Here is a 20,766-nt window from a genome sequence, read left to right as displayed (position 1 = left end):
CGGCAACACCGGAAAGGCGGCAGTCATGACAAAAGGAAAAACCAAAGACGGGCTGGAGTATCTCTGGACGGACAAAAAGCGTACCCTGTTCGGACTGCCCCTGTCCTTTACCCGATATTATCTGACAGAAAGCAGGCTGATCACCCGCATTGGTCTGCTCACCGTAGTGGAAGACGAACTGGACATCTACCGCATCACCGACAAGAAAATGGAATTGCCGCTGGGACAGCGGCTGTTCGGCTGCGGCACGATCATTCTGTTCAGCAAAGACGTTGACACTCCGGAAAAGCACATTCACTCCATCAAGAATCCCCGACAGGTTTCCGACCTCATCACGGCTCTCATCAACGAACAGCGTGACCAGTTCGGGATCCGCGGACGGGACATGGTGGGACCGTCCGGCATGCCGCCGGAGGCATGGGAGAATGACGACTGCTGCAACAACTAAGGCAATACTATACACACTTGCATGCAGCAGCCAAACCCATTCATGCGAAAAAGAGAAAAGGAGGTCCTGAACACATTGCTTTCTTTCATCACAGAAAAACAGTCCTCGTGGGAAAAACTACAGGCGGAAACCCGCCCGATCTTTATCTACGGCATGGGCGACGGTGCAGAAAAGATCATGCGTGTCTTTCGGAAAAAGTCCATTCCGCTTGCCGGCATTTTTGCAAGCGATGAATTTGTACGCGGGCATTCCTTTGCCGGCTACAAGGTGCGGAAGCTCTCCGAGATCGAAGCCCAGGTAGACGACTTCGTGATCGTGCTGGCGTTTGCCGCAGGGTATCAGTCCCTTGTGGACAAGATCGTGGAGCTGAACAGCCGGCACACCCTCATTGTACCGGACGTACCGGTAGCAGGGGGCGGACTGTTCACCTATGATTACTGCGTAGAGCACGCGGCGGAACTGGAGGAAGTCTACGAGATGCTGGCGGACGACGAATCCCGACGGGTATATGCCAACATCATCAACTTCCGCATCAGCGGCAATATCCGCTATCTGATGGACGTGACTTCGCCCAAGGCGGAGATCTACCGCAAGATCATCAAGCTGACACCCAACGAGATCTACGTGGATCTGGGGGCATACAACGGGGACACCATTGACGAGGTGCTCCAGTACACCCGCGGAAAGTATATCCGCATCTACGCCGTAGAGCCAGACCGGAAAAACTTCAAGAAGCTGTGCAAGTATCTGGACGGCAAGAACTTTGTCTATGCCTACAATGCGGTGGCATGGTGTCTGGACACCACGGTGCCCTTTTCCACCAAAGCCGGCAGGCAGTCGGCAGTTTCCGCCTTTGGGCAGGAGATCGACGCACGTGCTGTGGACAGCATCTTACAGGGCAGACCGGCGACTGTGATCAAAATGGACGTGGAGGGCTGTGAACGGGAAGCACTCTGGGGAGCCTCCCAGACGATCGCGCACTTTTCTCCGAAGCTGATGGTTTCGCTCTATCACCGGAACGAGGACATCTTTGCTCTGCCGCTGCTGATCCGGCGGCTGAACCCGAACTACGACTTATATATCCGGCACCAGCTGTATATTCCCGCGTGGGAAACCAATTTATACGCAGTGCCCTCACAAAAGAATTCGCTGGCATAAAGCCGGCAGAAAACACGAAAGCCCTGCACGGGAGAACAAATCTCCTGTGCAGGGCTTTTTGCGGCGGGTCGCCGCTGACCTTACGCCCCAATTTCAACTGTGAAAAGGGTAGTGTTACGGCGGCGGCAGCCGCCTGTATGCCCCGCCGGGGGAGTTTTGTTGGTGAAAAAAAGCCTCCCCTGAAAGGGGAGGGGGACCGCCGTTAGGCGGTGGAGGGGTTCCTACGTAACTCTCAACATCAAACAAAAGATTTTACATCAGTGGAAGATTCTCTGTGTAATCTTCGGGTGATATTGGAATCTTACAGTACAGGTGGAACGCGAACTCTTTTCTTTTTTTGCTTCTTTTTTTCTTTTCAGTAAAGAAAAAAAGAAGCGTAACTCCTTGTGAAATCGGTTGTACATGAAAGACGATAAACAGATAAACTTGCAAACGCCGTATGAAATAAAGTTACCCACTTGCATAAGAAAAACAATCGAATATCAACATTACCGATACAGGCAAGGGCAACAACCGGCGTTGGCAAGCCCCAGGCAGACAGCGAGGTACGAGCGAATTCCGCCGGACGGTTTCGACATGGCTGCACTAGAAGTTACGCTTTGCGGAGGAACCCCTCCACCAGCTTCGCTGGTCCCCCTCCCCTTTCAGGGGAGGCTATATTACAAACTTGCAAACGCCGTAAAAATAAAGTTGACAACCTGCATCGGAAAACACCTGAATGCCAACATTACCGATACAGGCAAGGGCAACAACCGGCGTTGGCAAGCCCCAGGCGGACAGCGAGGGCAACGAGCGAATTCCGCCGGACGGTTTCGGTGTGGCTGCCCTAGAAAATTGCTGTCCTCGGGCAAGTCCGCGGATCGATGTGGGCATCGCCCCTACACATTCCAAGAAAGGCTATACTTCACACCAACTCCAACGCCCATGTAAACAGCTTCACCACCGCGGGCATGGTCAGCATGGACACCAGCGTGGTGACGGCGAAGATGTGGGAAGCGTAGGCATCGTTCATGTCGTGTTTCTGGCACTGGAGCGTGCACATTGCCGCCGAGGGGGCTGCCATCAGCACCAGCACCACAATACGGACAGACTCCGGAATGAAGCCCAGCGGCAGAAACAGTGCCGCCAGAATCACCGGCACGATCAGCAGCTTCACGGCACTGACATAGTACACCCGCGGATTTTTCAGGGCGTGGAACAGATCTGCCTGTGCCACGCTGATACCCGAAGCCACCATTGCCATAGGCGTATTCAGCCCTGCCACATAGCCGAAAGTCTTTCCCAGCAGATCCGGCAGCGGAATCCGGAAGAAGAACAGCAGCAGCCCGATCACGATACCGATCATGGTGGGAGAGCACAGCTTCTTCACCAGTGCTTTCCGGTCGTGCTGCCCTGTCAGCAGCATGATGCCGTGTGTCCACGCAAAGCAGAAGAACACCGACAGGAATGCCGTGGTATAAAACACGCCCTCGTTCCCCAGAATCGCACTCGCCAGCGGAATCCCCATGAAGCCGCAGTTGCTGTAAATGGCGGAAAAGCGTTCGATTTCCGTTTCCCGCCCCGGCTTCTGCCGCACCAGCAGATACACTGCCGCAATAAACACCACGTAGGACACCGCCGCCAGCAGAAACGTCCAGAGCATATTCACCACAAGACGGGACTCATACTCCACGTCGGCGTAGGCGTTCACCACCAGCACCGGCGTGACAATTTCCAATACAAAGTTGGAAAACTGCCTGCCGCCGTTTTTGTCCACGACTTTTGTCCGATAGGCAATGATGCCCACCACGTTCAGCAGCAGCATGAGAATTGCCTGCTTCAAAATGATCCATGCCAAATCCATACACCTCAATCCCAGAACAACGTGTGTGCTCTAAGGAAACACTGAATAAAGCTTGTGCGTAAGATGTGTAGTCAGATTTTTTGGCAGATTGCCTAGAAATTCCGCAGGCATACTGCCGTATGGCAAGGGATTTCTGGGCAATATGACGGAAAATCTGCAAGCAGATTGCGTGCAAAGCCGTCAGGCGGGCTTTATTCAGTGTTTCCCTAAAAATAGGCGAAATCCGGAACGTCCGAACTTCGCCCATTTTCTAGTATATCACATGACATTGAAAAAAATATGGCGGCAATATGGCGTACCGCAGAATTTTTGCAGCAGTTCCGCTTACCCGAAAATCGGCTGGATCTGTTTGCCGTCCCGTGCAAGAGCCACCGTTTCCGGCAGCTTCGTGAAATCCGCCACCATAGAAGCCGGCTTTTCCGCCGGTGCGTCCTGCCGCAGGGGCACAAAGTAATAGTGCTTCGTATTCAGCAGCAGCCCGATATTTTTCGCCGATGCCCGCAGTGCATCATTAGTGGCGATTGCCAGCACAATGGGTTTCTGCCGCCGGAGCATGGACTTTACCGCCATGGTCGCTGTGGTATCCGTGATGCCGTTCGCCAGCTTTGCGGCGGTATTGGCGGTACAGGGTGCCACCACCAGCAGATCCAGCAGGTTCCTGGGGCCAAGCGGCTCTGCCTGTGCAATGCTGCGAATCGCCGGTTTGCCGCAGATCTCCTCCAATTCGGCAACCCGTTCTGCCGCTGTGCCGAAACGGGTATCTATGGCGGCGGCATGCTCCGAGAAAATCGGTGTCAGTTCCGCACCGGCTTTTCGCAGCAGCTTCGCCTGTGCAAACGCGGCGGAAAAGGTACAGAACGAACCGGTCACCACAAAGCCGATTCGCTCACCTGTCAGGTCGTTCATGGGCAACGCTCCTCTCCTCGAGAATATTGCAAATGGTGTCTGCGATAATCTCTCCTGCGGTCATGGGTGCAACTTTCCCCGGAACGGCGGTGCGGCGTTGTCACCGGCAATTTTGCACGAAAAGCCGCATACCCTGTACGGGAGGGGATACCATGATCGCGATTTACGCACGACAATCCGTGGAACGTCCGGATTCCATTTCCATTGCAATGCAGGTGGAGCACTGCCGCCGCATCTGCCCGCGGTCGGTGCCTCAGCAGGTCTACACCGACCGCGGCTTCTCCGGCACCAACACCCGCCGACCGGCATTGCAACAGATGCTGGAGGCGGTGGAACAGGGACAGATCGAAAGCGTCTATGTCTATAAGCTGGACAGAATTTCCCGTTCCCTGTGCGATTTTGCGGCAATGATGCAGGAATTCCGCCGCCGCGGCGTGACCCTGCACTCCGTGCGGGAAAGCTTCGACACCCAGACGGAGATCGGCGGCATGCTGCTGAATCTGCTGATGATGTTCGCGGAACTGGAGCAGAAAACCATTGCCGGACGGGTGCGGGACAATTACTACGCCCGAGCCGTCCAACAGCTGGCACTGGGCGGTGTGCCGCCTTACGGTTACACGGCAAAGCCGGTGACACACGGAGGGCACTCCACCACCATGCTGGAAGTGCAGCCGGAGGAGGCTCAGCAGGTACAGGCATTTTACACCGGATACGGCGTGGCAGGGCAGAACGTGGAACAGCTGGTACAGGCTGCCAACCAAGCCGGCAGCCGTACCCGACAGGGGGCGAGGTGGTCCAACAGTGCGGTGCTCCGGCTGCTGCGAAGTCCGGTCTATGTGCAGGGAGATCTGTCCTGTGCAGTATTTTTGCAACGGCAAGGTGCAGTGCTGACACATGCGTTGGAGGCGTACTGCTGCGGAAACGGCTATCTGGTCTACGGCAGCCCCAGCCGGCGGCAGGGTTCCAAGCTGGTGCATCTGAAGGGCGAGCATGTTGCCGCCGGACTGCACCGGGGCTTCATCGACGGCACGCTCTGGCGGAGCGTACAGGAACGGCTGAATGCACGCGGCGGCAGCACCAACCGCGGCACAGGACACACCTCGTGGCTACAGGGGCTGGCAGTCTGCGGGCTGTGCGGCACACGCTGCTATGCCCGCAGCAACGGCAAAGGGGCAGCCTACACCTATTTTGTCTGCCGCGGCAAACGGCAGGGCATCTGCACCGGCATTGCCGGACTGCGGACGGAAACGGTGGAACAGGCAGTGGCTCCGGTGCTGGCGGAACAGGCGGCGGCAGTGCTGCCCTATGCACAGTCGGCAGAGCCGGAACCCTCTGCCGCGGCGGTGGCTCTGGAAAAGCTGGAACAGCGAATGCGGCGGCTGGCGGCTGAACTGGGGGAACCGCATGCGGCAGCGGTATTTCTGCGGGAGGAACTCCAGCGGCTGGGGACAGAGCACCAGCGGCTGGAACAGGAACTGCGTCAGAACGCCTCTGAACCGCCGTTACAGCCCGCAGAAAATTGGGAAGCATGGTGGGCAGATGCCAGCTTGGAACAGCGTAGGCATGCCGCTGGACTGCTCCTGCGGGAGGTACGATTGTTTCCGACATACGGGGAAGTATATTTGCAATAAAACAAAGAGGGCACCTCCCGAAGGAGATGCCCTCTCGATGCACTTACGTGCATGTAGATTCAGTTACACATGTTGCTACTATCGCAGCGAATGCTTACTTTCTCTTCTTAGCAACCAGTGCTACGCCACCGATTACAGCTACAGCTACAGCTACGCCAGCTACCGGCAGAGCATCGCCAGTCTTCGGAGAAGAAGTAGACTTAGCCGCCTTCTTGGTTGCGGTAGCAACCTTAGCAGCGGTAGTAGTAGCAGCTACCGGTGTAGCAGTCGGAGCTGCTGTGGTAGCTTCGGTGGTCGGCTCAGTCGGATCTTCAACGATGGTGATAGTACCAGCACCGCCGCCCGGAACGCCGCTGTCACCAGTTTCGCCGTTCTTGTAAGAGGTTTCTACGCCGTCGGAATCCTTACCGTCGATAGACAGGGTGAAGGTGTCGCCAGCCTTAGCATCCTTGCTAACTTCAACGGTGATTGCAGCGATCTGACCGCTAACAGCCTTCAGCGGAACAGTTGCATATGCAAACGGAGCGAATACAAAGTTGCCAGCATCGTTAGTAGCTGCCAGGCAGGTAGCCTTCTTTACAGAAGCTTCCAGGTCAACATAAGTCAGACCTTCGCCCAGAGTTACACCGAAGCCAACACTGTTGATGCTATCGGTAACGCCGATCGGCAGAGTTACCTGATAGTTAGCAGCCTTCAGTTCAGCCAGAGTCAGGGTCTTGCTGCCCATAGTCAGGCTTACGCCAGCAGCACTTGTCGGAACAGCCATAACAGCTGCAGATGCAGCTACAACAGCAGCAGCAGAGAGAGCTGCCATTGTCTTTTTCAATGTAGTCTTCATTGTTTCTATTTCCTTTCAAAAATAAAATTATATGTGATATACCAGCGATGCGATATGCACCTCACACCGCTAATATATACAAGCAAATGGATAAAAGTTTGTGAATCTTAGAAAAGCTTACTTACCGCCGTTAGCCATCTTGATAGCTTCTGCCCAGTCAATGTGGTTACCAGCACCGTTGTATGCCTGATATACTGCAGTGTACAGCATGTCGGTAGCATCCAGCTTTCCATCTTCTGTATTTTCGCCTGCCTTGGATTCCGTATCAATATCAGATGCCAGATAAGCCAGCTTGCTCTCCAGAGCAGTGCCATTCTTTACGGTATCAAAGATCGGAGCCTTACCAGCACCCTGCAGGGCAACATAGTAAGCAGTTTCGAACAGGTCAGTTGCATCAACCTTGCCGTCCAGTGTAGTGTCGCCCTTCAGAGCAACTGCTACCTTTACGGTATCTGTGATCTCAACATCTTCTTCGCCCTTGTACTTCAGACCAACTTCGCCGTCAAAGTAAACCTTGCCAGCAGTCTTTTCTGTTACAGTTTCGTAAGCTTCCGCCGGAGTCATTTCGAAGTCAATTGCAGTTGCCGGATCTACGGTAACATCTTCGCCATTTTCCAGATGCAGAGTTACGGATTCGATCAGACCAGCCACATTGAAGGATTCTTCATCGGACAGGTAGATGTTTTCAGCAGTTTCAGCGTCAACAGTCTTTACTTCTACAGAAGAAACACCGGTCGGCAGAGTTTCTGTAGTTGTGCCGCTGCCGTCGGTAGTAGTTTCACTGCCGTCAGTCGTGGTATCGCCGCTTACAGTAGTGGTTTCGCTGCTGACATCAGTGGTATCGCCACTTACATCGGTAGTTGCACCGCTGACATCGGTGGTTGCACCGCTGACATCGGTAGTTGCACCGCTGACATCGGTGGTTGCACCGCTGACATCGGTAGTTGCACCGCTGACATCGGTGGTTGCACCGCTGACATCGGTAGTTGCACCGCTGACATCGGTGGTTGCACCGCTGACATCGGTAGTTGCACCGCTGACATCGGTGGTTGCACCGCTGACATCGGTAGTTGCACCGCTGACATCGGTGGTTGCACCGCTGACATCGGTAGTTGCACCGCTGACATCGGTGGTTGCACCGCTGACATCGGTAGTTGCACCGCTGACATCGGTGGTTGCACCGCTGACATCGGTAGTTGCACCGCTGACATCGGTGGTTGCACCGCTGACATCGGTAGTTGCACCGCTGACATCGGTGGTTGCACCGCTGACATCGGTAGTTGCACCGCTGACATCGGTGGTTGCACCGCTGACATCGGTAGTTGCACCGCTGACATCGGTGGTTGCACCGCTGACATCGGTAGTTGCACCGCTGACATCAGTGGTTGCACCGCTGACATCGGTAGTTGCACCGCTGACATCAGTGGTTGCACCGCTGACATCGGTAGTTGCACCGCTGACATCAGTGGTTGCACCGCTTGCATCGGTAGTCGTTGTGCCGCTGTCGCCAGTGGTAGTTGTTGTAGTAGTTGTAGTATCCTTGTCCTTCAGAACAACGGTTACGTCACGAGTTACATCGAAAGCAGCAACGCCGTCAGCTGCACCGGAAACCGTTACGGTCTTTACGGTGTCAACAGAAACAACGGTCTTTTCCGGCAGCTTTTCTGCAACCTGTTCTTCTACGTACTTTTCTACTTCAGCCTTTTCAGCATCAGTGATTTCCAGTTCAGCAGTGTAAGTGCCAGCTGCTGCACCAATGGTTACCTTTGTTGCACTCTTCAGCAGAGCAGCAACATCAGCAGAGGAAACAGCGATCTCTACGTTTACGCCAGCGTCCTTCAGGCTACTGTTTACAGATGCAACGCCGTTATCGAAGTTTGCACCATACTTTGCAACCATGCCGTCAACTGTCTTCGGCTGATTTGCAGCAGCTGCAACGTTCTTTGCCAGATAATTTACAGCAGCAGCCAGAGCAGCGTCTGCGGAATCATAGCTCTTTGCAGCCTTTGTCAGATTCTTGAAAGAATTGTACTTCTTCTGTGCCTTTGCAATGTCAGCAGACAGCTTGTCAGTTTCTGCCTTCAGAGCAGCAACATCACCAGCGATGTCGAAGTCAGCATTTGCACGAACTTCATCTTCGGTCATGTTGTATTTAGCAGCCAGTTCCTTGACCTTCTGGTCTACAGCAGCAGTTACCTGACCAGCCAGATTGGTGTATACATCGTTTGCATACTCAGTTGCTGTGCTTACGCCATAGGTTTTGCCGTTTGCGGTGAAGCTCAGATCAGCGTCAACGCTCTTGCTGTTTGCGAAATCTGTCTTGATGGTTGCAGTGTAAGCAACACCAGTCAGAATGGAAGTATCCAGAGTGAAACCTTCATAGCCGTCCAGAGTGTCCAGCTTTTCAGCCAGCTTGTCTGTTGCAGCACTGAAATCAGCAGTACCGGAAATGGTAACCACGCCATCCTTTACCGTAGCGGTCGGATTTTCAGATGCGTTTACTGCCTTCTTCAGGAGTTCTACATAGTAGTTTGCGGAGTTGATGCCTGCGACAAACTTCTTTGCGTCCACAGTCACAGTCTTGTTGGAAGTTTCTGTGTTCAGCTGCTTTGCCAGAGTAGTGTTCCAATCGGACTCTACAGTGTAAGTAATAGTGTCTGCATCTGCACTAACAGTTTCCGGGAAACCAGTAGCCGGTTCCACCTTCAGCAGCTTGTCAGCTGTAACTTTCAGTGCTGCAGGAGCTTCCGCAGCGTTTGCAGAAATTGCAAGAACCTGACCCAGTGCAACCGGAATTGCGACAGTTGCAGCAAGAAGTCTGTTAAATGTCTTCTTCATTTCTTATTACCTCTCTTTTAATTAAATTGATTGCCGTCCGCACAGGTGGTGTTCCACCGCCCGCATCAGACGCATTCGCTTCCGGTAATCCCGCTTCATCTGCCGGAAACGCACGCTGCGGCAATTGTTCTTATGTCTACAAGGTCCTATAAAAAAGCCCTCGTAAACAATTTACATACGTATTTTAACATATTATTGTGCCCGTGTCAAGCCCAAAGCCCGATTTTTTTTAAAATTCTTTGCTGGATATTATCCCCGTTTTTGTCGCTTTTTCACAATTTCGAAGCCGTTTTTCCGAATTCAACACACTTTCCACCGACTTTTCAACATTTTTTCTATGGAATTCCGCAGAAACTGCCTTTTCCGGAATGTGGCAACGCCGCACTTCCGGCGGCAGGGCCAATGCCCACACCACGCGGATGCCCAGCCGTTTTGCCGCATCGAAGTCGGTTCCGCCGGGGCGGGAAGCGAGGTCGATCACCAGTGTTTCCGGCGGCAGGGCTTTCAACACCGTTTCAGACAGCAGCAACACCGGCACCGTGTTGAAGATCACGTCCGCCGCCGCTGCCCTTTGGGCGAGAGCGGACACCGGCACGGCGGAAAAGCCCTGCATCTGTGCCAGTGCACGGGTTTCACAGCGACGGGCACAGATCTCCGTCTGCATGCCCAACGCCCGCAGCCGCGGAGCCAGTGCCATGCCGATCCTGCCATAGCCCACCACCAGTGCCGATGCCCCGTGCAGGGTGCAGGCAGTTTCTTCCATGGCGATCCGGATCGCCCCCTCCGCAGTGGGGACGGCATTTGCGAGGCACAGTTCCTCCCGCCGGAGGTAGTCGGTCACAGTCATGCCGGCAGTTTCGAACCAATGTGCCACGCCGGAGCAACCGCCGCCGGCGACCAGTGCCGCAGGTTTTCCCTGTGCCGCCAGTTCGGGCAGCGACAGGGGAGATGTTCCGAATGGAGCCGGCACGGTTTCCCCGCTGCTGCCCGCAAGGACAGGCAGTACCAGCACGTCATACGCCGGAACATCTGCCGGTGTTTCGGCGAAGTGCAGGTTCGGCTGTGCCGGCAGTCCCACCGTCCAGACCGCCGCACCGGTTTTCTGCCGGAGCCGCTGTGCCGCATACTGCTGCCGCAGGTCACCGCCTGCGACAAGAATGACTTTGTCGGATTTCATACACGTTTCCTCCGCTTGCTGAAAATCAGGGTTTTCCACAGGGGGATCGACTTAGTTTTCAACAGATTTTCAACTTATTAACTTCTTTCCCTGTGGAAAACCTGTGGAAAGCACTGTCTGCCCGGCGAATTGCACGTCGGAGGCAGGCAGTGCATCATCACAGCACCAAATGTCAGAAAGTTGTGCAAATACACAAACTCCTGTTCTTAACGTATGCAAAAAGCGAAAAAGAAGTGCGGCGAGCGGCGAGTCGCTGCTGACCCTACGCCCGCGGCGGGTCACCGCTGACCTTACGCCCCAATTTCAACTGTGAAAAGGGTAGTGTTACGGCGGACAAGCCGCCTGTTCGCCCCGCCGGGGGATTGCGGCGAGTCGCCGCTGACCCTACGCCCCAATTTCAACTGTGAAAAGGGTAGTGTTACGGCGGCGGCAGCCGCCTGTATGCCCCGCCGGGGGAGTTTTGTTGATGAGAATCTATTGTGACAGTTTCTTGTGTAATCTTCGGGTGATATTGGAATCTTACAGTACAGGTGGAACGCGAACTCTTTTCTTTTTTTGCTTCTTTTTTTCTTTTCAGCAAAGAAAAAAAGAAGCGTAACTCCTTGTGAAATCGGTTGTACATGAAAGACGATAAACAGATAAACTTGCAAACGCCGTATGAAATAAAGTTACCCACCTATACCAGAAAACACCTGAATATCAACGTCACAAATACAGGCAAGGGCAACAATCGGCGTTGGCAAGCCACAGGCGGACAGCGAGTGTAACGAGCAAATTCCGCCGGACGGTTTCGGTGTGGCCGCACTAGAAAGTACACTTCACGAGTGAACCCCTCCACCCCTTTCAAGGGAGGCTTATAACAGCAGACTTGCAAACGCCATACAAAATAAAGTTACCCACCTATACCAGAAAACACCTGAATATCAACATCACAAATACCGGCAAGGGCAACAACCGGCGTTGGCAAGCCACAGGCGGACAGCGAGGGCAACGAGCGATTTCCGCCGGACGGTTTCGACACGACTGCACTAGAAAGTACACTTCGCAGATGCTGTTTCGGCGGAGCGATGTGGGCATCGCCCCCTACTTTTTCTTTTTTGTACCCTTTTCCACCACAAAAAGCACCCTCCAACAGGAGAGTGCTTTGAAACATGTGCAATTGTTGTGTCGTTATCCGACCAGACCGGAGCGTTCGATACCCTCGGTGAAATACTTCTGGAGGAATGTGTACATAACCAGAATCGGCAGAATCGCGATCAGGCAGCCAGCTTCCATCCAGACGATCTGCTCTCTGGGGCTGACATCTGCGTTATTGAACAGCTGCTGGGAAAGCAGGGTGCTCAGGTTCTTCAGCATCAGGGCAATGGTCTGGTTCTTGGTGAAGAATGTGGAGCTGACATAGTAGTCATTCCAGTACCAGACCACGGAGAACAGGAATACGGTCAGGAACGAAGACGAAGCATTGGGGATCATGACCTGCACAAAAGTGCGAAGCGGTCCGCAGCCGTCCAGATATGCCGCATCTTCCAGCTCCTTGGGCAGTCCCTTGAAGAACTGGCGGAAGATGAAGATCATCAGACCGGCACGAATGCCGTTGCCCATTGCCGCCGGCAGGTACATACACAGCTTGGTGTTGATCAGGTTCACTGTCAGGCTGCCGATACCAAAATGCCGGAACAGCATATACTGGGGAATGGAGATGATCTGCGGCGGCACCAGAATCATCATGACGACGATGCCGAACAGAATGCCCTTGCCCTTGAACTTAAAGCGGGCGAAGCCATAGCCTGCCAGTGCACAGGAAGCCACCTGCACCAGCGAGCAGCCGACGTTCAGCAGAAGCGTGGTTTTCAGGGTGTTCCAGATGTCCATGACATCTGCGGTTTCCTTGATGACATTGAGCGTCAGGTGACGGGGGATCCACATGACTGTCGGGTCACTCATGTCCGCAGAATCGCGGAATGCACAGCTGATCATGTAGATCAGCGGATAGAGAATGACGAAGCAAAGTCCGAACAGAATGAAGAACCGGAAAAACGGCCACACCGCATCGAACACCCGTTTCCGCCGCATATAGGCGATCTCGGATTTGTTCATGCTCTGCATGCGGATCTTCCGGGCCTCCCGCTTGCTCATACCGTTGCCCACCAGCGTATCCTCTTTCGGGGATGCCAGCGGCTTGTTTTTTGTTGTTTCCATAACTGACATCTCCTTTTAGTCTACTTCATAATAGATGAACTTGTTCAGAATCGCGGTAATGATCCCCACCGCCGCCAGCACGATAGCGAAGTATACCCACGCCATTGCCGAAGCCGGTCCGTACTGCCAGTCGCTCTGCAAATCGAGGATTCGTCCCATGACCACGTTGTTCGGATCGGTAAACGAGTCGATAATGGTGAAGATAAAGCAGGCGAGGATCATGGGGCTGACATAGGGGAGCGTGATCTTCCAGAAGTATTCCCACGCGGTGGCACCCTCCATCTGGGCTGCCTCCTTGGCGGAAACCGGAATGTTTTGCAGTGCCGCAAGGAAGATCAGGATCTGGATACCGGAGTTCCACACGATGCCGAAAATGTTGTCCGATACCATTTCAATGGTGGTCTGCATGCTGTCGGAAATGCCGTAGATGCCGAGGAATTCCATGAGTTCGCCAAGCAGGTCTGTGGAAAACATGGTGGAAAACTGGCTGGCATCGCTGTTGCCGGTGCTTTGCAGGTTGCCGTTGATAATGTTATACACCGGACCGGTGGCAATGATGACCGGCAGGAAGAACACGGCACGGGAGAATGTCCGTCCCTTGAACTTCTGATTCAGAATGACTGCCACGAACAGGGAGAACACCAGAATCAGCGGGGTTTTCCACGCAGTGTCCTTCAGCACCTTCACCAGATACTGGCGGTAGTTCGGGTCCACGTTGAACGCGTAGTTATAGTTGTCCATGCCGACCCAGCTGCCGACCATGCCGCCGGTGTCCGGCGTGATCTCCTGAAAGGAATAGAGCAGTGACTCCACCACAGGGATCAGGAAGAAAATCAGTGCACCCACGAACCACAGAGCAATAAAGCAGTAGCCGTACATGCTTTTTCGTTTTTCATATGCCATTTTCATGCTTCGTTCCAGCTCCCTTCCTCCACATAGTCCGCCATGGCGTATGCCGTGCCGTCTACAGTGACGATCTGTTTCGCCAGATCGGTTTCTACCACCGTGCCGTTTTCATAGGTGGTGGTGATGACATCGCCCTTTCTCTCATAGCCGGTGATGGTCTGGTCACCCAGTCCGGAGAGCACCGCCTTGGAGAATGCATAGCTCTGTGCGGCGTAGTCTGTCCAGCTTTCCGCACTGGCATAATAGAGCCCGTCCAGTACCGTATCTTTCAGCGTACTGGTTTCTTCGCCGATCATGTCAAAGTGCAGGCTGCTGCCGGAGGCAATGGCGAGAAGCACGGTTTCTTCCGGTGTTGCCGAAGCATTCACCGCACTGGTGCCGTAGGATTTCACTCCATGCATTACCATCTGGTAGAACGGAATGTCCTCGTCGAACACATCGAATCCGCTGGATTGCAGCGGCACGTCTGTGATCTCCTGCACATAGGGCAGAGCGTAGGCATTGGCTCCGTTCGCCAGCAGGGAAATGTCTGCATCGGTGATCTGCTGATATGCGTCCTCCAGCAGCTGCTGGGCAGCATCTCGTGAGATCGCCTGCTTGCCGTAGTCCCCGTAAAGAGCAGTGGTCAGGCTGCCCAGCGAAAGGGTGTTCAGGTCTTTCTTTTGCAGGCTGCCGGTAAGCTTCTCGGCAACCTCCGAAAAGGCAGACGGCGAGAGCAGGGACAGAGGCTTGTTCACAGTACTCTGGGTACCGTATGCCAGATTGTAATCATAGATGCGGGCATAGGAGCCGGAGATGCGGACGGCGGTATCCTGAAATGTATAGAACCCGCTGCCGGAACGGAACGTTTCATTTTCCGATACCGGATAAATGGTCACGCCGTTGGACGCGGCATAGCTTTGCAGGTCGTTCCAGTCGCCGTTTCCGCCCAGACAGCCGGCAGCCTTTGCCTTGATGTCCACCTTGCCGGAAATGCCGGCGTTGGTCCAGTTGTAGTACTGCACCTTCATGTTCTCGGCACCGCCGTCCGACAGGTTTTGCAGAATTTCCTCTGCCTGCTGGAAGCTGGTGAGAGCCGTTTTCATGCTTACGGGAATTCCCAGCACGGATTTTTCCTTTTTCGTACCGCCGTAGAAGTTGAGGTACAAAGACGGGTCCGTGTTCTCCACGGTATTGGTCACGCCGGCTTCTTCGGTGAGGTAGTTCCGGTATGCCGCCGCCACATCGGTATAGTCCGGTGTGTCCTCGGTTTCCAGGGGGTAGTACCGCACTGCCAGCGTGTCGGTTTTCATGTCGCCGTCCTCGAACACGGTCAGTGCCGTGCCGTTGTCGCCGGACATATAATAGGTATCCGAATCCCGCACCGTGAAGTCGAAACCGCAGACGTTGAAGCTGCTCTTGGACTGTCCGCTGACGCTTGCAGTCAGCTTGGCGTTGGAGTCACCCTCGGTGCAGACTACCATCATAGCGTTATCGCCGTTGACGATGCCGTACATGGGCAGGGAAACCTGCTCTGTCACTGCCGGTTCTGTCAGGGGAACCTCAGTCACATCGGAGCCATACACATAGCCGGTATAAGATTTCGCGGTCTTTTTGCCGTTGTTGAAGCGGATCAGAGCACCGCTGCCGTCGGGAATGACGAAGTAGCCCTCATCAGTAGAAGAAGCCGCCCCGAAGCTGCTGAGCATGGAGAGGGAAGTGGTCAGCTTGCCGGTTTCGGAGGTGTCGTCCTCCTCGATGTCGGCGGTGTCGATCTTCGCCTCCAGATAGTCATCTTCCAGCGTGTAAGTCACCGGCACGGTAATGCCTGCTTTCTTGAACGAATAGGTGATCTTCACACCGCTGCTCTTGTCCTTGACCTTGATCTTCGCATCGCCCTTGGAACGCATGTTGGTAGTGCTGCGGGCATCGGGTTCGCCGTAGATCATTTTCAGCGAGGAGGACAAGTCCTCTACAATGGTATTGGTGGCAGTCTTGTCGTGTCCCACATTTTCAGGAGTAGACCACCACATCTTGTCTTTTGCCTTGTCGTACAGTCCGATCACGGCGGTGTCGTCGTCCACGTACAGTGCCAGCTTGTCATTTTCCGTGACAAACCGTGCCGAGGAGATCACCGCATCATAAGTGTCCGCCAGTACGACCTGCCAGCCGTCCTCGTTGGTATAGGTGACTTTGCCGTCCTTGGCAGCACCGTCTGTGGTGTAGCTGCGTTCTACTTCGTCGTAGTCCTTGTTGTACAATTCCAGTGTCCGGTTGTCGCGGGAACGGAACAGCAATTCGTTATCCAGAGAAGAAACGATCTGGCGAACCATTGTGACCTTGCTGTATTCCGGATCCATGTACACCAGCCAGCGGCTTTCCGGACTTAGGAATACCACGAAGTCGCTGTTGTCGCTGTCTTCTTCCAGTGTGCAGACCACCTCGCCGGTGGCATCGTCAATGCCTGCCAGTTCGATGTCGTCCAGCAGATCTGCCACGTCCTCGTCGGAAATGGTATCCTCATAGTCCTCCGGACGGTAGTAGAAAGTGATGCCGTCGCAGGAATTCTTCTTCTGCATGTACTGGGTGACCTGTTCCGCCGTAATCGCAATTTCCTCCAGCGATTCGGAACGGGTCGCTTCTTCGGCGGTGTCGTCTGCCGTATCGGCATCGGCTGTACCGTCTGCCGCCGGCATCTCCTCCGAGGTGTCGGAAATGAGGGCAATGTCGTCCTCGCCCTCCGCCGCCGCCGGCAGGGAAACTGCCGTCATGCAAAGGCTCAGAGCACAGATGCCGGCAGCCCATTTTTTCCAGTTCTTCATATTGGTTCCACCGTCCTTTCTATACTCTCACGCGGTATGTGATCTCCGTGTAGACGGAAGAAACAAATACGTATACCTGCTGGAACAGTGCCACCAGCAGCACCAGCAGGATCAGAATAATCAGCATTGCCACAAAGGTGAGCAGCAGTGCCAGAATGGTCTTGCTGATCGAATACTGATGCACCGCCTTAATGGCGTTGAACATCAGGAGCACAGACCATGCAGTACTGATTACCGTGACGCAAGTAATAAAGATGACTTCGTCCTGAATCAGTACATGGGACAGGAGCGTCCGGATATACAGTCCGGCAACGTAGGGGATCATTGAATAGGCACTGTAGATATAGATTTTCTTGATCGTGCCCTCGCCGTCCAGCAGGGTACAGATCGACCAGTTGCCGATGACGAACACCAGAAATACCGCAATCGTCTGGACGATATACGGGACAATGCTGAACATCTTGGTGTTGGTGACGGCAAACTGATAGCCCACCAGATTGTCATGCAAAATCTTCGCCACGAACCAGAGCAGGATCACAATGCTGGCATACAGGACGGAACCGCCCTTTTTCCAACGCAGATCCTCAAAGCCCTCAAACGGGTGGAACACACTGTGCTTGACCCATTGCTTTTGTGTCAGATCCATCATAGCAGCATCACTCCTCCTCTCCCTCGTGCAGCATTTCGATCAGATTCTTCGGCTGGTTCTTTTTCTTCTTTTTGTTGCGGAAGTGGAAGAACACTGCCGCGGCGATCAGCACCACGACCACCAGAATGATCCATGTGAAGTTCTGATTCAGCCATTCAGAGCGATAGCCCTCAAACGCCTTATCGTACAAATTGCGGGACTGTGCCAGCTTGGCATATTTCATTGCCTCTTTATAGTTGCCCTCATTATAGAGTGCCGACGAGATGCCGATATACGCCATCTGGTAATTGCCGTCCCGCTTGAGCACCTCCCGCCACGGCTCCAGTGCCTCAGCATAATAGCCGGCGTTGTACAGAGCCACGGCATTGTGCACAATGCCCCCGAACTCGGTTTCGGTGAAAATGGTAACGGTATTCTTCATGGCATCCGAAACATAGATGTTCTTGCCCATGGTTTCCACCGCGGAAACTTTCATGGAAAAGCCGCCCAGCTGGTCGGCTGTGGTACCCAGAATGAACAGCAGGCTGCCGTCCTCATCGTACTGGAACACCCGTCCGGTTTCCAGATCCAGACAGTTGATGCGTCCCATGTCGTCAATATCGATGTCCACCATCTGGGTGGTGTAGTTCTCATTGGCGGTGGAATCATAAACAGAGTTCAGATCGCCGAATGTCGCCTCCAGCACGGAGAACAGGTTATAGCCGGCAGGGTTGACCTTTTTCACACGATCCGCCTCGGAGGAGGAGGACTGTGTGACGGTGTAGATGAAGCCCTCATCGTCAATGTCAAAACTGGTGATGCCTGCCGCCACGTTACGGGAGGAATTCGCCCGCATTTCGTCGGTGGCGATCATGTTCCAGAAGTAGTTCGCCACCACTTCCGCAGTAGCGTCCACGGAGTTGGCACCGAAATAGCCCTGAAATTCGCCGTCACTATTGAACATGGCAGAGCCGTTGGTGATATTGTTCAGCACCATGTAGATATTGCCCGCCTTGTCCACAACGACTTTCTGGGGCTTAAAGGTTTCGTTTTCATATAATGTGGAGTCCGGTCGTGTCAGTTCCAGCTGCACATTGCCGTCCAGATCACACACCAGCAGACGGGAATTTCCGGTGTCTGCGATGTACATGCACTGGGTTTCCCGGGACACATAGATGCCCTCGGGATCTTTCAGTGTGGTTTCGCCGTCCACGGTTTTCAGCTTGTCATAGATTCTGGTCGCCTTGGAAAAGCCGCTGTCTGTGACAACGATGCGGTTGTTGCCGCTGTCCGCAATGTAAAAGCGGTCTTCCCAGTCCCGAAACAGATCGGAGGGGGTATTGAACGCACCGCAGCCCAGATCCAGACCGCTGACAGCACGCTGTGCCGCATAGCCTGCCTGTGACGGTGTCGCTTCGTCCCAGCGGTCGTAGTTATAGACGTTGTAATGTTCCGCCGAAACTGCCGGCATGCCGATCACCGCCGTCAGCGTCAGCACGGACAGACACGCCGCCGCCAGATGATTTGCCTTTTTCTGCAAAGTCTTCACCCTCCCTTTAGTCCTTGATTCCGGAATGTGCCATGGTTTCGATGACCTGCCGCTGTGCCAGCATAAAGATGACGATCGGCGGCACCAGCATGAACACGGCGGCTGCCATTGCCACGCCGGCTCTCGCCAGACCGGCAGATGCTGCCTGCTGTACCACGGTGGGCAGCGTTTTCAGGGATTCGCTGAACACCAGCGTGCCACCCTGAATGTTCCAAGCCGCCTGGAACGAGAAGATGATGACAGTCATCAGTGCCGGCTTCTGGTTCGGCATGACCACCTGCCAGCAGATGCGGAACATATCTGCTCCGTCTACCTTTGCCGCTTCGATCATGGCATCGGGCACCTGCGTCATGGACTGCCGCATCAGGAACAGGTTCATGGGGGCAGCGACAGAGGGCAGGATCAGTGCCCAGTAGGTATCGATCATGCCCATTTTTGCCATGACCATATACTGCATGATGTAGATGACGTTACTCTGATACAGCAGAGCAACGACGATGATCGCGTTGATCGCCTTGGCACCGGGGAAGCGTACCTTTGCCAGACAGAACGCCGCCATTGCGGAGAATACCACCTGACACACGGTAACGGATATGGTAACAAAGACGCTGTTGAATACATAACGGGAGAACGGCACCCACAAGTCGGAACAGAGCCGGAACATAGCACTGTAGTTGGACAGCGTGGGATCGATGACGTACAGCTTCGGCGGGAACACGAACAGTTCCTGCACCGGCTTCAGGGACATGACCACTGCCAGATAAATGGGCAGTGCCATGAACAGTGCCAGCACCAGCAGAAAGACGAAAATGCCGACAGTGCCGCCGATCTTATGTCCGGCACGCTTGGTGGAAACCTTCAGGTGTGTGCCGTATACCTTTTCTTTTTTTGCCATACTGCACCCCCTTAGTCCATATACTTGCTGAGGACTTTGCCGATCAGCTTGTTCAGAATATACATGACCACAAACAGAATCATACAGATCGCAGAGGCATAGCCCATTTCATAGCGGATCCAGCCGTAGTCATAGGCGTGGTTCATAATGGTGTGTGCCTTGTAATCGGTACTGGGGAAGCCCACCAGATTCTGTGATACCGTGCCGGCGGTGAAGGAGCTGACGATCTGCATGACTGCTGCGAACATCAGCTGCGGTCCCATGGACGGGATCGTGATATAGATCAGTTCCTGCCAGCGGCTCTTGATGCCCTCAATGGCACCGGCTTCATACTGGGAACGGTCGATGTTCTGGAAGCCGGCACGGAGTGCCAGAAATCCGGCACCCAGACTGATCCACATCTGGACAACGATGGTGACACCCAGCACATAGCTGCCGTCCGTCAGCCACTGGATCGGTGCATTGATTAGTCCCAGATCCAGCAGGAACGAGTTCAGATAGCCGTAGGAGTCGCCGCTGAAGATCAGCTTCCAGACGGTGTACACGTTTGCCATAGACGGAGCGTAGAAGATCAGGGTGAAGATCGTGCGGAGCTTCGGGTGCAGTTCATTGATGAGCCACGCCAGCAGGAAGCACAGCACATAGCTGATCGGTCCTGTGAACAGGGCAAACACCAGCGTAACACGAATGGACTGGATAAAGACCTTGTCCGCGAGGAACAGGGTGGTGTAGTTGGACAGTCCTATGAATTTCGGCATCTGTACCATGTTGAAGTCCGTAAAGCCCATAGGCAGGGACATCAGCACCGGCACGATGGTAAATACCAAGAAAAACAGCATGAACGGAGCGATCATGAGATAGCTTGCCTTGTTCTGCTTCACCGCCAGCCACGTGAGCCGCCGGTTTTCCTGTCGGGTTCTTTTGCCAATCTCGGCAGTATCCAAAGGGG

Annotated in this window: 15 protein-coding genes; 3 read left to right on the top strand and 12 right to left on the bottom strand. The window is 54.2% G+C overall.

Going from position 1 to position 20,766, the window contains the following annotated elements; genetic code table 11:
• Positions 1 to 25: 25 nt before the first annotated feature.
• Both DXB92_RS08235 and DXB92_RS08230 read left to right on the top strand, forming a co-directional pair.
• Positions 26 to 448 carry a PH domain-containing protein gene (locus DXB92_RS08235; RefSeq protein ID WP_117733495.1) on the top strand — a complete coding sequence of 141 codons (423 nt, stop codon included), beginning with the start codon at positions 26 to 28 and terminating at the stop codon, positions 446 to 448.
• A 75-nt stretch (positions 449 to 523) separates the two neighbouring features.
• Entirely contained in the window at positions 524 to 1,606 is a 1,083-nt protein-coding gene (locus DXB92_RS08230) for an FkbM family methyltransferase (RefSeq protein ID WP_117733494.1), read from the top strand.
• 904 nt (positions 1,607 to 2,510) lie between these two features.
• Here DXB92_RS08230 and DXB92_RS08225 read toward each other — a convergent pair.
• Both DXB92_RS08225 and DXB92_RS08220 read right to left on the bottom strand, forming a co-directional pair.
• Entirely contained in the window at positions 2,511 to 3,449 is a 939-nt protein-coding gene (locus DXB92_RS08225) for an AEC family transporter (protein WP_021681156.1), read from the bottom strand.
• A 324-nt stretch (positions 3,450 to 3,773) separates the two neighbouring features.
• Positions 3,774 to 4,355, bottom strand: a complete 582-nt coding sequence (locus tag DXB92_RS08220) for a dipicolinate synthase subunit B (RefSeq protein ID WP_021681155.1) — start codon at positions 4,353 to 4,355, stop codon at positions 3,774 to 3,776.
• A gap of 152 nt (positions 4,356 to 4,507) precedes the next feature.
• On the opposite strand from DXB92_RS08220, the gene DXB92_RS08215 reads away from it, so the two are divergent.
• Complete coding sequence (locus DXB92_RS08215; protein WP_181976981.1) at positions 4,508 to 5,986, top strand: recombinase family protein; 1,479 nt, start codon at positions 4,508 to 4,510, stop codon at positions 5,984 to 5,986.
• Positions 5,987 to 6,080: 94 nt separating this feature from the next.
• Here DXB92_RS08215 and DXB92_RS08210 read toward each other — a convergent pair whose 3' ends face one another.
• The 10 genes from DXB92_RS08210 to DXB92_RS08165 form a co-directional block, all read right to left on the bottom strand.
• Positions 6,081 to 6,824, bottom strand: a complete 744-nt coding sequence (locus DXB92_RS08210) for an LPXTG cell wall anchor domain-containing protein (protein WP_117733492.1) — start codon at positions 6,822 to 6,824, stop codon at positions 6,081 to 6,083.
• 117 nt (positions 6,825 to 6,941) lie between these two features.
• Positions 6,942 to 9,662, bottom strand: a complete 2,721-nt coding sequence (locus DXB92_RS08205) for a hypothetical protein (protein WP_117733491.1) — start codon at positions 9,660 to 9,662, stop codon at positions 6,942 to 6,944.
• A 229-nt stretch (positions 9,663 to 9,891) separates the two neighbouring features.
• Positions 9,892 to 10,839: a dipicolinate synthase subunit DpsA gene (locus DXB92_RS08200; protein WP_117733490.1), complete on the bottom strand. Its 948-nt coding sequence runs from the start codon at positions 10,837 to 10,839 to the stop codon at positions 9,892 to 9,894.
• Positions 10,840 to 12,009: 1,170 nt separating this feature from the next.
• Positions 12,010 to 13,038, bottom strand: a complete 1,029-nt coding sequence (locus DXB92_RS08195; protein WP_117733489.1) for a carbohydrate ABC transporter permease — start codon at positions 13,036 to 13,038, stop codon at positions 12,010 to 12,012.
• A gap of 15 nt (positions 13,039 to 13,053) precedes the next feature.
• Positions 13,054 to 13,947 carry a sugar ABC transporter permease gene (locus DXB92_RS08190; RefSeq protein ID WP_021683485.1) on the bottom strand — a complete coding sequence of 298 codons (894 nt, stop codon included), beginning with the start codon at positions 13,945 to 13,947 and terminating at the stop codon, positions 13,054 to 13,056.
• Positions 13,944 to 16,745, bottom strand: a complete 2,802-nt coding sequence (locus DXB92_RS08185; RefSeq protein WP_117733488.1) for a DUF5696 domain-containing protein — start codon at positions 16,743 to 16,745, stop codon at positions 13,944 to 13,946. Before DXB92_RS08185 ends, DXB92_RS08190 begins: the two co-directional genes overlap by 4 nt.
• Positions 16,746 to 16,764: 19 nt before the next feature.
• On the bottom strand, positions 16,765 to 17,394 hold the full coding sequence (locus DXB92_RS08180) for a Yip1 family protein (RefSeq protein ID WP_021683487.1): 630 nt from the start codon (positions 17,392 to 17,394) through the stop codon (positions 16,765 to 16,767).
• 7 nt (positions 17,395 to 17,401) lie between these two features.
• Positions 17,402 to 18,913, bottom strand: coding sequence for a hypothetical protein (locus DXB92_RS08175; RefSeq protein ID WP_117733487.1), 1,512 nt, complete (start codon positions 18,911 to 18,913; stop codon positions 17,402 to 17,404).
• Between the two features lie 16 nt (positions 18,914 to 18,929).
• Positions 18,930 to 19,817, bottom strand: a complete 888-nt coding sequence (locus DXB92_RS08170) for a carbohydrate ABC transporter permease (RefSeq protein ID WP_181976978.1) — start codon at positions 19,815 to 19,817, stop codon at positions 18,930 to 18,932.
• 11 nt (positions 19,818 to 19,828) lie between these two features.
• Positions 19,829 to 20,761 carry a sugar ABC transporter permease gene (locus tag DXB92_RS08165; RefSeq protein WP_021683490.1) on the bottom strand — a complete coding sequence of 311 codons (933 nt, stop codon included), beginning with the start codon at positions 20,759 to 20,761 and terminating at the stop codon, positions 19,829 to 19,831.
• Between the last annotated feature and the right edge of the window lie 5 nt (positions 20,762 to 20,766).

Source organism: Ruminococcus sp. OM06-36AC (assembly GCF_003438725.1).
Taxonomy (GTDB): Bacteria; Bacillota; Clostridia; order Oscillospirales; family Ruminococcaceae; genus Ruminococcus_C; species Ruminococcus_C callidus.
The sequence above is the reverse complement of the archived record's forward strand: the minus strand, read 5'-3'. Positions and strand labels throughout refer to the sequence as shown.

What these genes read in the sequence shown, in the direction of transcription:
- DXB92_RS08200 (WP_117733490.1), bottom strand. Translation starts at nt 10,839, where the DNA reads ATGAAATCCGACAAAGTCATTCTTGTCGCAGGCGGTGACCTGCGGCAG.
- DXB92_RS08170 (WP_181976978.1), bottom strand. Translation starts at nt 19,817, where the DNA reads ATGGCAAAAAAAGAAAAGGTATACGGCACACACCTGAAGGTTTCCACC.
- DXB92_RS08185 (WP_117733488.1), bottom strand. Translation starts at nt 16,745, where the DNA reads ATGAAGAACTGGAAAAAATGGGCTGCCGGCATCTGTGCTCTGAGCCTT.
- DXB92_RS08195 (WP_117733489.1), bottom strand. Translation starts at nt 13,038, where the DNA reads ATGGAAACAACAAAAAACAAGCCGCTGGCATCCCCGAAAGAGGATACG.
- DXB92_RS08235 (WP_117733495.1), top strand. Translation starts at nt 26, where the DNA reads ATGACAAAAGGAAAAACCAAAGACGGGCTGGAGTATCTCTGGACGGAC.
- DXB92_RS08180 (WP_021683487.1), bottom strand. Translation starts at nt 17,394, where the DNA reads ATGATGGATCTGACACAAAAGCAATGGGTCAAGCACAGTGTGTTCCAC.
- DXB92_RS08210 (WP_117733492.1), bottom strand. Translation starts at nt 6,824, where the DNA reads ATGAAGACTACATTGAAAAAGACAATGGCAGCTCTCTCTGCTGCTGCT.
- DXB92_RS08215 (WP_181976981.1), top strand. Translation starts at nt 4,508, where the DNA reads ATGATCGCGATTTACGCACGACAATCCGTGGAACGTCCGGATTCCATT.
- DXB92_RS08205 (WP_117733491.1), bottom strand. Translation starts at nt 9,662, where the DNA reads ATGAAGAAGACATTTAACAGACTTCTTGCTGCAACTGTCGCAATTCCG.
- DXB92_RS08225 (WP_021681156.1), bottom strand. Translation starts at nt 3,449, where the DNA reads ATGGATTTGGCATGGATCATTTTGAAGCAGGCAATTCTCATGCTGCTG.
- DXB92_RS08190 (WP_021683485.1), bottom strand. Translation starts at nt 13,947, where the DNA reads ATGAAAATGGCATATGAAAAACGAAAAAGCATGTACGGCTACTGCTTT.
- DXB92_RS08220 (WP_021681155.1), bottom strand. Translation starts at nt 4,355, where the DNA reads ATGAACGACCTGACAGGTGAGCGAATCGGCTTTGTGGTGACCGGTTCG.